Annotated in this window: 10 protein-coding genes; 3 read left to right on the top strand and 7 right to left on the bottom strand. The window is 74.0% G+C overall.

Features of this window, described 5'->3' with window-relative positions:
- Positions 1–75: 75 nt before the first annotated feature.
- From LN037_RS03005 to LN037_RS02980, 6 genes are all read right to left on the bottom strand, one after another.
- Entirely contained in the window at positions 76–1,218 is a 1,143-nt protein-coding gene (locus tag LN037_RS03005; RefSeq protein ID WP_230749687.1) for an acyl-CoA dehydrogenase family protein, read from the bottom strand.
- Positions 1,218–2,915 (bottom strand): acyclic terpene utilization AtuA family protein, encoded by a 1,698-nt coding sequence (locus LN037_RS03000; RefSeq protein WP_230749686.1) that lies wholly within the window; start codon positions 2,913–2,915, stop codon positions 1,218–1,220. Before LN037_RS03000 ends, LN037_RS03005 begins: the two co-directional genes overlap by 1 nt.
- Entirely contained in the window at positions 2,912–4,894 is a 1,983-nt protein-coding gene (locus LN037_RS02995) for an ATP-binding protein (protein ID WP_230749684.1), read from the bottom strand. Before LN037_RS02995 ends, LN037_RS03000 begins: the two co-directional genes overlap by 4 nt.
- Positions 4,895–4,979: 85 nt before the next feature.
- Positions 4,980–6,509: an acyl-CoA carboxylase subunit beta gene (locus tag LN037_RS02990; protein ID WP_230750380.1), complete on the bottom strand. Its 1,530-nt coding sequence runs from the start codon at positions 6,507–6,509 to the stop codon at positions 4,980–4,982.
- 80 nt (positions 6,510–6,589) lie between these two features.
- The gene (locus LN037_RS02985) at positions 6,590–7,756 is read right to left on the bottom strand and encodes an acyl-CoA dehydrogenase family protein (RefSeq protein ID WP_230749682.1); all 1,167 of its coding nucleotides are present in this window, start codon (positions 7,754–7,756) and stop codon (positions 6,590–6,592) included.
- Positions 7,753–9,267: an acyl-CoA synthetase gene (locus tag LN037_RS02980; protein WP_230749680.1), complete on the bottom strand. Its 1,515-nt coding sequence runs from the start codon at positions 9,265–9,267 to the stop codon at positions 7,753–7,755. The genes LN037_RS02985 and LN037_RS02980 overlap by 4 nt, the downstream gene beginning before the upstream one ends.
- A gap of 75 nt (positions 9,268–9,342) precedes the next feature.
- On the opposite strand from LN037_RS02980, the gene LN037_RS02975 reads away from it, so the two are divergent.
- Positions 9,343–10,023 carry a TetR/AcrR family transcriptional regulator gene (locus LN037_RS02975; protein ID WP_230749678.1) on the top strand — a complete coding sequence of 227 codons (681 nt, stop codon included), beginning with the start codon at positions 9,343–9,345 and terminating at the stop codon, positions 10,021–10,023.
- 40 nt (positions 10,024–10,063) lie between these two features.
- Here LN037_RS02975 and LN037_RS02970 read toward each other — a convergent pair whose 3' ends face one another.
- Positions 10,064–10,516: a nucleoside deaminase gene (locus LN037_RS02970; protein ID WP_372460362.1), complete on the bottom strand. Its 453-nt coding sequence runs from the start codon at positions 10,514–10,516 to the stop codon at positions 10,064–10,066.
- Here LN037_RS02970 and LN037_RS02965 point away from each other — a divergent pair.
- Entirely contained in the window at positions 10,515–11,459 is a 945-nt protein-coding gene (locus LN037_RS02965) for an Fpg/Nei family DNA glycosylase (protein ID WP_230749675.1), read from the top strand. The genes LN037_RS02970 and LN037_RS02965 overlap by 2 nt on opposite strands.
- Before the next feature lie 46 nt (positions 11,460–11,505).
- Positions 11,506–13,080, top strand: coding sequence for an acyl--CoA ligase family protein (locus tag LN037_RS02960; RefSeq protein WP_230749673.1), 1,575 nt, complete (start codon positions 11,506–11,508; stop codon positions 13,078–13,080).
- Positions 13,081–13,342: the final 262 nt, after the last annotated feature.

Raw genomic sequence — 13,342 nt, 5'->3', positions numbered from 1 at the left:
CTCGGTCATGGGCCTGGGCATACCCGTTCGCGCGCCCCTCGCACATCGATCACCCGTACCGACCCTCGTCGTCGTCTACATCCCGTGCATGGTCGCGATCACCCGCAGCATCACCTCGTCGGCGCCGCCTCCGATGGAGGTGATCCGCATGTCCCGGAGGAAGCGGGCGGTCCACGTCTCCTCCATGTAACCGATCCCGCCGTGGTACTGCAGGCAGGTGCGCGCGACGTCCTCGCAGAGCCGCCCGACGGCGAGCTTGGCGATCGTCGCGAACCGGGAGGTGTCCTCGCCCCGCTCGTAGGCCTCGGCGCAGGCGTAGTTGTAGTGCCGGCACAGGTCGACGCGCGCGTAGAGCTCGGCGAGCTGGTAGGCGAGGTACTGGTTGTCCATCAGCGTGCCGCCGAAGGCGCGGCGCTGCTTCAGGTAGTCGCGCGTGCGGTCCAGGGCGCGCTCGCACGCCCCGACCCGTCCGTAGCAGGCGACCATCCGCTCGTTCTGGAACTGGGCCATCTGCTGCTGGAAGCCGCGACCGATCGTGCCGATCGTGTTCGCCACCGGCACCCGCACGCCGTCGAAGGCGAGCTCGGCGGTGTCCGAGCAGCGGTTGCCGAGCTTGTCGAGCTTCCGCGAGACCCGCAGGCCCGGCGTGTCGGTCGGCACCACGATCTGGCTCATCCCGCGCGCCCCGCCCTCGTCGGAGGTGCGGGCGAGCAGGCACAGCCAGTCGGCCTGGACGCCGTTGGTGATGTAGAGCTTGGCGCCGTCGATCACCCAGTCGTCGCCGTCGCGGATCGCGCGGGTGCGCAGCCCGGCGACGTCCGACCCGGCGTCGGGCTCGGTCACCGCGATCGCCGTGACCATCTCGCCGCGGATCGCGGGGGCGAGGTAGCGCTGTTTCAGCTCCTCGGAGCCGAAGCGGTGCAGCGACGGCGTCGCCATGTCGGTCTGCACCGCGATCGCCATGCCGACCCCGGCCGCGTCGCACCGTCCGATCTCCTCGGCGAACACGACGGCGAACCGGTGGTCGGCGCCCTGGCCGCCGTAGGCCTCGTCGTACTCGAGGCCCAGCCAGCCGAGCGCGCCGAGCTTGCCGAACAGCTCGTGGGTGGGCATCTGCCCGTCGCGTTCCCAGCCGTCCACGTACGGGTCGATCTCCCGCTCCACGAACGCCCGCACGGACTTCCGGAAGGCGGTGTGCTCCTCGGTGAACGCGACCATCAGGGGATCCACTCCTCGGGGACGTCGACGTGCCGGGCCCGGACGAACTCGCCGAGCCCCTTGGCCTGGGCGTCGAGGGACAGGTTGTCGGCGACACCGCGACCCAGGAACCCGACGACCGTCACGCCCACCGCGCGCACGTTCGGCAGGGACCATCGACGCAGCTCGCAGCCCTCGGCGTCGGGTCCGAGGAGGTCGGCGACGAACGGGTCGGTCCAGACGTCGGCCAACCAGGCGTGGACCTCGTCGGTCCGGGCCCAGAGGCCGAGCGTGGCGTTGCCGCCCTTGTCGCCGGAGCGGGCCCCGACGACGCGCCCGAGGGGGACGCGGCGGGAGGGGCCGGCGAACCGAGCGACGGGGCCCGTCGCCCGATCCGTGCGATCGAGGGTGCCCTCCGCTCGGATCGGGGAGGGAGCCGGCACCTCCCAGGCGGCCCCGTCGAGCGTCACCCGCTGCGGCACCTCGGCGGCGGGCAGGAACACCGGCCGGAACACCGAGGCGGCCGACCCGGGCCCGGGCGGGCTCGTGGCGAAGAAGCCGGGGTAACTCGCGAGCGCGGTCTCGACGGCGGCGCGCGAGAGCCGGGCCACGGCCCGTCGGTCCCCGGCCACGGCGATCCGCAGGAACGAGACGGCCTCGGCGAGGCGCTTCGGGTCCTCCCGGTCCCCGCGCACCAGCGTCGTCGCGACCCGGTCGAACGCGTCGCGGGGGACGGCCGCCCAGAGCGCGTCCAGCGCGAGCTGGGCCTTCGCCTCGACGTCGAGCCCGGTGATCACGAGCGTGATCTCGTTGTGCCAGCCAGCCGGAACGACCGCGCCGACCTTCACGGTGTCCGGGGGCGGTTCCCCGACCGCACCCGAGATCCGTACCCGGTCCGGTCCGTCGTCGTGCAGGGCGAGGGTGTCGAAGCGGGCCGTGACGTCCGGGGTGGGATAGCGGGGGCCGTCGATCTCGTAGAGCAGCTGGGCGGTGACGGTCTCGACGGTGACCGCCCCTCCGGTCCCGGCGGGCTTCGTGATCACCGCCGACCCGTCCGCCGCGATCTCGGCGATCGGGAAGCCGGCGCGGCGCAGGTCGGCGATCTCCCGGGCGAACGAGAAGTTGCCGCCCGTGGCTTGGGCGCCGCACTCGATGACGTGTCCGGCGGCGGTGGCGCCGGCGAGCGCGTCGAGGTCGTCGACGCCCCAACCGTGGTGGTGGGCCGCGGGCCCGAGCACGACGGCGGCGTCGGTGACCCGCCCGGTGATCACCACGTCCGCGCCCGCCGCGAGCGCGGCCACGATCCCGCGGCACCCCAGGTAGGCGTTCGCGACGACGGGTGTCTCGTCCAGCTCCGCGGCGGCGCGGTCGGTGACGTCGTCGCCGTCGACCACCGCGATCCGCGCGCCCGTGCCGAGCGCCTCGACCGCCGCGGCGCAGCCGTGCGGGTTCAGCCCGCCGGCGTTCGCGACGACCGTGATCCCGGCGGCGAGGCAGTCGGCGAGCACGTCGGTCATCTGCGCGACGAACGTCGCGGCGTACCCCCGGGCCGGGTCCCGCTCGCGCTGCGTGGCGAGCAGGCCCATCGTGAGTTCGGCGAGCCAGTCGCCGGTGAGCACGTCCACGTGCGCGCGGCCCTCGCGGTGGGCGTCGACGATCTCGCGGGCGGCGGAGAGCCGGTCGCCGAGGAAGCCGGAGCAGTTCGCGATCGCGATCATCCGGCCGCCCCGAGGGTCACCAGCGTCGCGTGCGCCTCGACGTACTGCCCGACCTCGACGTGCACGGTCTCGACGACCCCGTCCGCCGCGGCGAGCGCCGGGTGCTCCATCTTCATGGCCTCGAGGACGACGAGCTTCTGCCCGGCCCGGACCTCGTCACCCGGCGCCACGAGCACCTCGACGACCGTGCCCGGCACCTCCGAGACCGGGCCGCCCGCCGTGAGTGCGGCGTCGACGGCGGGCAGGCGCGGCGCGAGGCGCCACGTGCTGCTGCGGGCACCGTCGTCGACGTGGACGTCGTCGCCGTACCGGGCGACCCGGCAGGCCCGCTCGACCCCGCCGTCGTCGACCCGCACCGCGTGCGGGCGCAGGTCGCGCAGCCGGAGCGGCTCGCCGTCGAGCTCGATCGTGGTGTCGCCCGCGGCGGCGCCGAGGCGGTGGGTGACGACGCGCCCGTCGTCGAGCTCGGCCCGGGCCGGCGGCGTCCGACGCAGGAGCCGGAAGCCGGGCGGGGCGAGCGGGTCGTGCGCGCGGTGGGCCGCGGCGGTGCACGCGAGGGCGGCCGCGAGGTGCGCGCGCGGCGGCTCGAGCGGGATTCGCAGCTCGGCGTGGCGCTCGAGGAAGTCGGTGCGGGTGGCGCCGGCGAGGAAGTCGGGCTCGGCGAGGATCCGGACGAGCAGGTCGCGGTTGGTGCGCACGCCGTGGATCTCCGCCTCGGCGAGCCCCGTGGCCAGACGGCGGGCCGCGGCGGCCCGGGTCGGGGCGTGGGCGATCACCTTGGCGATCATCGGGTCGGAGAACGCGCTGACCGTGCCGCTCGGGCCGACCGCGTCCTCCCACCGCAGGTCGTCGCCGTGCGCGTAGCGGTGCAGCGGGCCGGGGGACGGCCGGTCGTCGTGCGCGGGGTCCTCGGCGTAGAGCCGTACCTCGATCGCGTGCCCGCGCGGCGCCAGGTCGGCCTGGGTGAACGGCAGCGGCTCACCCTCCGCGATCGCCAGCTGCAGCGCGACCAGGTCGACGCCCCACACCTCCTCGGTGACCGGGTGCTCGACCTGCAGGCGGGTGTTCATCTCGAGGAAGAAGAACGGTGCACCTGCCGGTGCAAGCCATGCGTCACTGCGTGCACCGGACGCCAGGGAATCCACATCGTCGAGCAGGAACTCGACCGTCCCGGCTCCGACATAGCCGAGCTGCTGCGCCAGCGCGACCGCCGTCGCCCCCATCCGCTCCCGCAGCTCCTTCCCGACGACGGGTGACGGCGCCTCCTCGACGACCTTCTGGTGCCGGCGCTGGATCGAGCACTCCCGCTCGCCGAGGTGCACGACGTGGCCGTGGGCGTCCGCGAGCACCTGGATCTCGACGTGCCGGGGCGCGAGGAGGAGCCGCTCGAGGAACACCGTGTCGTCGCCGAAGGAGCGCTGCGCCTCGGCGCGGGCGGAGCGGACGGCCTCGGCGAGGTCGGCGGCCCGGTCGACGCGGCGCATCCCCGTGCCGCCGCCCCCGGCCGAGGCCTTCACGAGCAGCGGGAAGCCGACGGTGTCGCCGGCCGCGGCGAGGTCGGTCTCCGCGGTCACGAGGGCGTCGGGCAGCGTCGGGACGTCGGCCGCCCGGGCGATGTCCTTCGCCGTGTGCTTGACGCCCATCGCCTCGATCGCCCCGGGCGGCGGCCCGACCCAGGTGAGGCCGGCCGTGGTGACCGCGCGGGCGAACGCGGCGTTCTCCGAGAGGAAGCCGTAGCCGGGGTGCACGGCGTCGGCGCCGGCGCGGCGGGCGGCGTCGAGGACCTGCTGCTGGTCGAGGTAGGTCTCGGCCGACGTCGACCCGCGCAGGGCGACGGCCGCGTCGGCGTCGGTCACGTGCGGGTCGTGCGCGTCGGGCTCGGAGTACACCGCGACCGTGCGGATGCCCTGGGCGCGCGCCGCACGGATCACGCGGCGGGCGATCTCACCGCGGTTCGCGACGAGCAGGGTGCGGATCACGGGCGCTCCTCGGGCCGGATCGATCTCGACGATGTGGCTTCTCTGGCACTGGGTGCACGCAGTGACGCATTGCTGGCAGTCGGCCCTACATCCGGAACGGCGCGAAGTGCGTCGCGCCGACGACCGGGGCCGAGTGCACCGCCCGCAGCGCCAACGACAGGACCGTGCGCGTGTCGGCCGGGTCGATCACCCCGTCGTCCCAGACCCGGCCGGACGCGTAGATCGCGTTCGACTGCGCCTCGACGCCGTCCTCGATCGCCTTCCGCGTCGCGGCGTCGGCGGCCTCGTCGTACGGACGGCCGGCCCGCTCGGCGGAACGCCGCTGGACCATCGACATGACGCCCGCGAGCTGCGTGCCGCCCATGACGGCGATGCGGTGGTTGGGCCAGGTGAACACGAACCGCGGGTCGTACGCGCGACCCGACATCCCGTAGTTCCCGGCGCCGTAGGAGGCGCCGACCATGAGCGTCAGGTGCGGCACCGTCGAGTTCGACACGGCGTTGATCAGCTTCGCGCCGTCCTTGATGATCCCGCCGCGCTCGTAGGCGGAGCCGACCATGAACCCGGTGATGTTCTGGACGAACAGCAGCGGGATCGACCGGGCGTTCGCGAGCTGGATGAAGTGCGCGCCCTTCTGCGACTCCTCGGAGAACAGGATGCCGTTGTTCGCCAGCACGCCGACCGGGAAGCCACCGAGGGTGCCGAAGCCGCACACCAGCGTCGTCCCGTAGAGCGGCTTGAACTCGTCGAAGCGCGAGCCGTCGAGCACCCGGGCGAGGACGTCGCGCACCTCGACCGAGCGCTTCGGGTCGCTCGCCGCGCAGCCCCGCAGCTCCTCGGCCGGGTACACCGGCGCCTCGGCCGCCCGCGCGGGCACGGGTGGCAGCCCCAGCGACGCCACGATCCGGCGCCCGATGCGCAGCGCGTCGTACTCGTCGGCGGCGAGGTGGTCGGCCAGACCCGATTCCCGGGCGTGCATCTCCGCCCCGCCGAGCGTCTCGTCGTCGACGTCCTCGTTGATCGCCATCTTCACCAGCGGCGGGCCGCCGAGGTACACCGTCGCCTGCCCGCGGACGAAGACCGTGTACTCGCTCATCCCCGGCATGTACGCGCCGCCGGCGGTGGACGAGCCGAACACGAGCGCGATCGTCGGGATGCCCGCCGCCGACAGGCGCGTGAGCTCCCGGAAGGTCCGCCCGCCCGGCACGAACAGGTCCGCCTGCCGCGGCAGGTCGGCCCCGCCCGACTCCACGAGCGCGATCACCGGGAGCCGGTTGCGCTCCGCGATCTCCAGGGCGCGCAGCTGCTTGGCCACCCCGATCGGCGTGAGCGACCCGCCCTTCACCGTCGGCTCGTTCGCGATGACCAGGCAGTCGACGCCGCTCACGGGCCCCACCCCGCAGACGAGACCCGCACCCGGCGTCGTGAGCTCGGGTTCGTGGGCGCCGGCGAGGGCGGCGATCTCGAGGAACGGCGCGTCGGGGTCGAGCAGCAGGTCGATCCGCTCGCGCGCGGTGAGCTTCCCGCGCTCGTGGTGGCGGTCGACGTACCTCGGGCCACCCGCCGCGAGCACGGTGTCGACCACGGCGTCGACGTCGGCCAACGCCGACAGCATCGCCTCGCGGTCCGCGGCGAAGGTTCCCGACGACGGGTCGAGCCGGCTGGCGAGTACGGGTGCGGCCTCGACGACGGGGCTCACTCGTCCAGCCCCAGCCGGGACGCGATGACCTCGTCCATGATCTCGTTCGTCCCGCCCCCGATGCCGAGGATCCGGGCGTCCCGGTAGTGCCGCTCTACCTCGACGCCGTGCAGGTAGCCGGCGCCGCCGTGCAGCTGGACGGCCTGGTCGACCACCCAGTCGCACGCCTCCACGGCCTGGTTCTTCGCCATCGCCAGCTCGGTGACGACGTCCTCCCCGGCCTCCCAGCGCTCGAACACGTCCCGGACGTACACCCGCGCGACGGTCGCCCGGCGGGCCATCTGCGCGATCCGGTGCCGGACGACCTGCCGGCTCGTCAGCGGGGCGCCGAACGTCTCGCGCTGTCGTGCCCACGCGATCGTCAGCTCCACGCAGCGCTGGGCCGTCGCGTAGGCCTGCACGGCGAGGGAGAGCCGTTCCGACCCGAAGCGCTCCATGATCTGGCGGAAGCCGCTGCCCTCCGGTCCGACCAGGTTCGACGCCGGCACCCGCACCTCGTCGAGCGAGATCGTCGCGGTGTCCGAGCAGTGCCAGCCCATCTTGCGCAGCGCGGTGCGGTGCACCCCGGGCCGGTCGGTCTCGATCACCAGCAGCGAGACCCCGCGGTGGCCCGGGCCGCCGGTGCGCACGGCCGTCGTCACGAAATCGGCCCGCGTACCGGAGGTGATGAACGTCTTCCCGCCCGTCACCACGTAGTCGTCCCCGTCGCGCACCGCCCGCGTGGTGATGCCCGCGACGTCGGACCCGGTCCCGGGTTCGGTGATGCCGAGCGAGCCGATCAGCTCGCCGCGCAGGGTCGGGCGCACGAAGCGGTCGACGAGCTCGGGCGAGCCGTGCAGCGCGATGTGCGGGGCGGCGATGCCGTGGGTGAACAGGCCCGCGACCACCCCGCTCGTCCCGCCCGCGAGGATCAGCTCCTCGGTGGCGATCGCGGAGTCGACGTGCCCGCCCTCGCCGCCGACGGCCTCCGGGAACCCGAGGGCCAGCAGTCCCAGCTCGCCCGCCCGCCGGTGCAGCGCGCGCGGCATGGCGCCCGCGTCCTCCCACTCCGGCAGCGACGGCACGATCTCCCGCTCGGTGAACCGCCGCACCAGGGCCCGCAGCTCGCGCCGCTCCTCGGTGTCCCAGGGCGAGCGCGCCGGGCGCGCCACCGTCGCGGTCACCGGGACACCGCCGTGGACGACCCGGTGAACTGCTCGCGCAGCACCCGCTTGAGCAGCTTGCCGGTGGCGTTGCGCGGCAGGTCCGCGACGAACTCGACCCGTCGCGGCGCCTTGAAGTGCGCGATCCGCTCGCGGGCGAAGCCGATCAGCTCGTCCGCGGTCACCTCCTCGGCGGCCACCACCACGGCGACCACCGACTCGCCCCACTGCGGGTCGCCCACCCCGATCACCGCCACGTCGGAGACGGCGGGATGGCGGTGCAGCGCCTGCTCGACCTCGACCGGGTACACGTTCTCCCCACCGGTGATGATCATGTCCTTCTTGCGGTCGACGAGGGTGACGAAGCCGTCCTGGTCGGCGATCCCGAGGTCCCCGGAGTGGAACCAGCCCCCGCGCATCGCCTCCGCGGTCTCCTCGGGGCGGTTCCAGTAGCCGGCGAACACCGTCGGGCCGCGCAGGACCAGCTCGCCGACCTCGCCCGGGTCGACGAGCTCGTCGTCGGGACCGACCAGCCGCGCGTCGACGTGCAGGAACGGTCGCCCGACCGACCCCGCGTGCGTCACGACGTCGGCCGCGTCGAGGAACAGCGCGGCCGGCGACAGCTCGGTCATCCCGAAGCCCTCGGTGAACGTCCAGCCCAGCTCGAGGAAGCGCTCGATCACGACGACGGGGCACGGCGCGCCGCCCGAGATCGCCCAGCGCAGGGCGGGGAAGGCGCGCTCGCCGAGGTCGGGCACGCGGGTGAGGGCCGCCCACATCGCGGGGACGAGGAACTGGGTCGTCACGCCCTCGCGGGCCATGAGGTCGAGGAAGCCGGCCGGGTCGAACGCGGGCACCACCACGACCGTCCCGCCCGCGTAGAGCAGCGGCAGCGCCGAGAGCCCGAGCGCGCCGATGTGGAAGAGCGGCGCGGCCGCGATCGTCACGTCGGTCGAGGCGATCCCCGGCCCCGCGACGCACATGTTCACGGCGTTCCAGAGCATGTTGTCGTGCGTCAGCACCGCGCCCTTGGGGCGGCCGGTGGTGCCCGAGGTGTACATGATCACGCAGGGCTCGTCGCCCCGGCCGGGCGCCGGTTCCCCTTCCCGACGACGGGTCGGGCCGGGATCGGTGGTCAGGTCCACGAGGTCGGGCGGCGCCGCCAGTTCGGCGATCGCCGCGTCGCCGAGCGGGGTGAACGCCGCCGAGCGGACCAGCAGCACGGCGCCGGAGTCGGCGAGCACGTAGGCGACCTCGGCCGGCGCGAGCCGCATGTTCACCGGCACGGTGATCGCGCCGAGCCGGGCGACGGCGAAGAGCCACTCCAGGTAGGCGCACGAGTTCTCGCCGAGCAGCGCCACCCGGTCGCCGGGCCCGACGCCCAGCGCCGCGAGATCGGCCGCGCGGGCGGCGACGCGGTCGTCGAGCTCGGCGTAGGAGATGCGGTGTCCGGTCGGTCCGTCGACCAGCGCCACCGCGTCCGGCGACCGCTCCGCCCGCCGGGCCACCCAGGCCCCGATGCTCTCGTCCATCCGACTCCCTCGCCCTGCGCGCTGAGACCTGGCACACTTTGCCCGTACGTGCGGTCAGTTCACAAGGGGGCCTCGATGACCGGCCATGCCCGCGGCGGTCGGCGCCCGGAGATCCTCGAGACCTTCACCCGCCACGTCGCGCAGCACGGGTACGACCGGGCCAACTTCGGCGACGTGGCCGCCGAGCTGGGCATGAGCAAGGGGACGATCGTCCACCACTTCGGCACCAAGGACCGGATGCTCGCCGAGGTCCAGGAGTCGTACATGCGCCGCCGGCTCGCCGAGGCGCACGCGATGTTCGCCCGCCTGCCCGGCGCCGGGGAGCGCATCGCCGCGCTCGTCCACGCGGGTGTGCGCTACTCCGCCGACGAGCCCGCCACCACGGTGGCCTTCCAGCGCGAGGTGGTCCGCCTCGTCGACCGACCCGGCATGGAGTCGGCGCGTGGGCTGCGGGACGAGTACCGCGACCTCGTCGTCGGCGTCCTGGCCGACGGCGAGGCGGACGGGACGTTCCTGCCCGGGGACGCCCGGCTCCGGTCGCTGCAGATGTTCGGGTCGCTGCACTGGATGTGGACCTGGTTCGACCCGGCCGGACGCCTCGCCCCCGCCGAGGTCGCGGCGGAGTTCGCGGTCACGCTCCTGCGCGGCCTCGGGATGGACGAGCCCGCCGCCCGGGCCGCGGCCGACCCGGCCGGGGAGGTGGCCGCCGTCGTCGGGGACGTCCTCGCCGGCGTGGTGGCCGTGTCCCGTTCCTGACGTCAGGTGTCAGCGGTGGGCCACGGCTGACCCGGTGCGACTACTCCGGCCCGCCGATGTCCTCGAGCCAGGTGTCCGGCTGCTCCTGCGCGAACCGGCTCATGAGGTCCGCGCACGCCGGGTCGTCGAGGACCGTGACCTCCACGCCGTGCTCCGCGAGCCACGCGTGCTGCCCGCCGAAGGTGCGGGCCTCGCCGACGACCAGGCGCGGGATGCGGAACTGCCGGATCAGTCCGGCGCAGAAGAAGCAGGGCGAGAGCGTGGTGACCATCGTGGTGCCGGCGTAGTCGGGGCGGCGACCCGCGGCGCGGAAGGCGGCGGTCTCACCGTGGGTGGCGGGGTCGCCGTCCTGGACGCGCCGGTTGTGCCCCGCACCGAGCAGCTCGCCGTCGGGGCCGAAGAGGGCCGCCCCGACCGGGACGCCGCCGGTCTCGTGGCCCTGCCGGGCCTCGCGCAGGGCGACGGCGAGCATGTCGGTCGGGGAGGGCGCCATGCGGTGCATCCTGCCCGGCGACGTCGACGGCGACCTGCTCCCACTCGGTGCGGGCCGGTCGCCGTCGTCGGGCTCGGGGCACCGGCCGGCGCGTGAGCAGCGGGAACGGGGGTATCACCGGGGAGTGCCCGAGCTGCCCGAGGTGGAGAGCGCCCGCCAGGTCCTGGAGAAGGCGCTCGACCGCACCATCACCGACGTCGACGACACCGACGAGTACGTCTGTCGTCCCCACAAGCCCGGCGAGATCGCGAAGGCGCTGGTCGGCGGGAGGCTGACGGCGGCCCACCGCCTCGGGAAGACGATGTGGTGCGAGACGGTGACGGCCGACGGCGAGCCGGGGCCCAACCTCGGGGTGCACCTCGGGATGGGCGGCCGCATCCGCATCACCGGGCCCGACGGTGCCCGCGACTCCGAGTACGCGGGCGGGCTGCCGAGGAAGTCCACCGAGGAGAAGCAGAAGCCGGAGTGGGACCGGGTGACGTTCTTCTTCGACGACGGCGGCACCTTCAGACTCTTCGACAAGCGGCGCCTGGGGCGGGTCCGTCTCGAACCCGATCTCGACGTGCTCGGCCCGGACGCCTACGAGATCACCCGCGACGAGTTCCGCGAGCGGATCGGGAAGGGCACCGCCCCGATCAAGGCGAGGCTGCTCGACCAGCACGCGATCGCCGGCGTCGGGAACCTCCTCGCCGACGAGACGCTGTGGGAGGCGAAGCTCGACCCGCACACGCCGTCGGGGGAGCTGTCGACCTCCCAGCTCGACGAGCTGCGCCGGGTCCTGCGCCGCGCCACCCGCGAGGCGATCGAGCACGGCGGGGTCCACACCGGGGAGGTCATCCCGCACCGGAAGAAGGACGAGACGTGTCCGCGGTGTGGGGCACCCATGGAGAAGGGCACCGTGGGGAGCCGGACGACGTGGTGGTGCAGCGCCGAACAAGGCTGAACCACCTACGCTCGCGGTCGGCGACCATCCAGCGGGGAGGACCACCGTGACCACCGGACCGTTCAGGTCGAACACCCCGCCGCCCGCGGCGTTCACGTTCGCCGAGCTGACGCCCACCGCGTTCCTCGAGCGCTCCGAGCACGCCTTCGCGGGCCGGACGGCGATCGTCGACGGCGAGCTCCGGTTCACCTACTCGCAGTTCGCCGAGCGTTCCCGACGGCTGGCGGGGGCGCTCGGGGCGCTCGGCGTCCGGCCCGGGGACCGGGTCGCCGCCCTCGCGACCAACAGCCACGTCATGCTCGAGGCCCACCACGGCGTCCCCTTCGCCGGCGGCGTGCTGGTGCCGCTGAACACCCGGCTCTCCGCCGACGAGCTGACCCACATCGTCACCCACTCCGGCTCGCGCGTGCTCCTCGCGACCACCGAGCTCGCGGACATGGCGCGCACCGTCGCCGAGCGCACCGGGGCGACGCTGCTGCTCGAGGGCGACGAGTACGAGGAGCGGCTGGGGCGGGCGGCGCCGAGCGTGGTGCCGGTGGCCGACGAGCGCGGCCTGCTCGCGATCAACTACACGTCGGGCACCACGGGTCTGCCCAAGGGCGTGATGTACCACCACCGCGGCGCCTACCTGCAGGCGCTGGCGATGGCGTTCCACCTGCGCCTCGACCCCGGGTCGCGCTACCTGTGGACGCTCCCGATGTTCCACTGCGACGGGTGGTGCTTCCCCTGGGGCGTCACGGCCGCCGGCGGGACGCACGTGTGCCTGCGGGCCATCGACCCGGACGAGATCTGGCGCCTGCTGCGCGACGAGGGCGTGACGCACTTCTGCGCGGCCCCGACGGTCCTGACGATGATCGCGGGCGGTGAGACCGCGGCGCCGCTGGAGCAGCGGGTGACCGTCGCGACCGGCGGCGCCCCGCCCTCGCCGACCCTGCTCGCGCGCATGACCGGGCTCGGTATGGACATCACCCACCTGTACGGGCTCACCGAGACCTACGGACCCGCCGTCGTGAACGACTGGCACCCGGAGTGGAACGACCTCGACGACGACGAGCGTGCGCGGCTGCAGGCGCGGCAGGGCGTCGGCAACGTCGTGGCGGCCCGGCTGCGGGTGATCGCCGAGTCCGGCGCGGACGTGCCCGCCGACGGCGAGACCCTGGGCGAGCTGGTGGTCCGCGGCAACGACGTGATGCTGGGCTACTACCGGGACGTCGCCGCCACCGCCGCCGTCGACGCGGCGGGCTGGTTCCGCACCGGCGACCTCGGCGTGGTGCACCCCGACGGCTACGTCGAGATCCGCGACCGCTCGAAGGACGTGATCATCTCGGGCGGCGAGAACATCGCGTCGGTCGAGGTCGAGCGGGTGCTCGACAGCCACCCCGCGGTGATCGAGTCGGCCGTGGTCGGCGTCCCCGACGAGCAGTGGGGCGAGATCCCGGTGGCGTACGTGACCGCCCGCGAGGAGGTCGACCCGGACGAGCTCGTCGAGCACGTCCGCACGCACCTCGCGCGGTACAAGGCCCCGAAGCGGATCGTGTTCGGCGAGCTGCCGAAGACCTCGACCGGGAAGATCCAGAAGAACGTGCTGCGGGAGCGGGAGGTGGCTGCGCCTCGTGAGTAGTTGTGACGGCCATGACCGTCACAAGTACTCACACGACCGGAGGTCACCCGGTCGGCGTCAACGGCAGGACGGTGTCGATTGCCAACCCATGCCTGTCGGCCGAGTACGCCTGGGCCTCGCGCACCGCGAACGGTGCCGACCTGTCCGTGAACACCGGCAACCCGGGCGCGATGTGATCGCTCAGCGAGCAGATCGCGCGGCGCGCCGAGATCTCGGGCGGCTACGTGCGCTGGGCGGCGGCCCGCGGTCGTGGGCCTGCCCG

The sequence above is a fragment of the Actinomycetospora soli genome (genome assembly GCF_021026295.1).
Classification (GTDB): Bacteria; Actinomycetota; Actinomycetes; order Mycobacteriales; family Pseudonocardiaceae; genus Actinomycetospora; species Actinomycetospora soli.
This window is presented reverse-complemented; position numbering and strand designations above follow the sequence as displayed.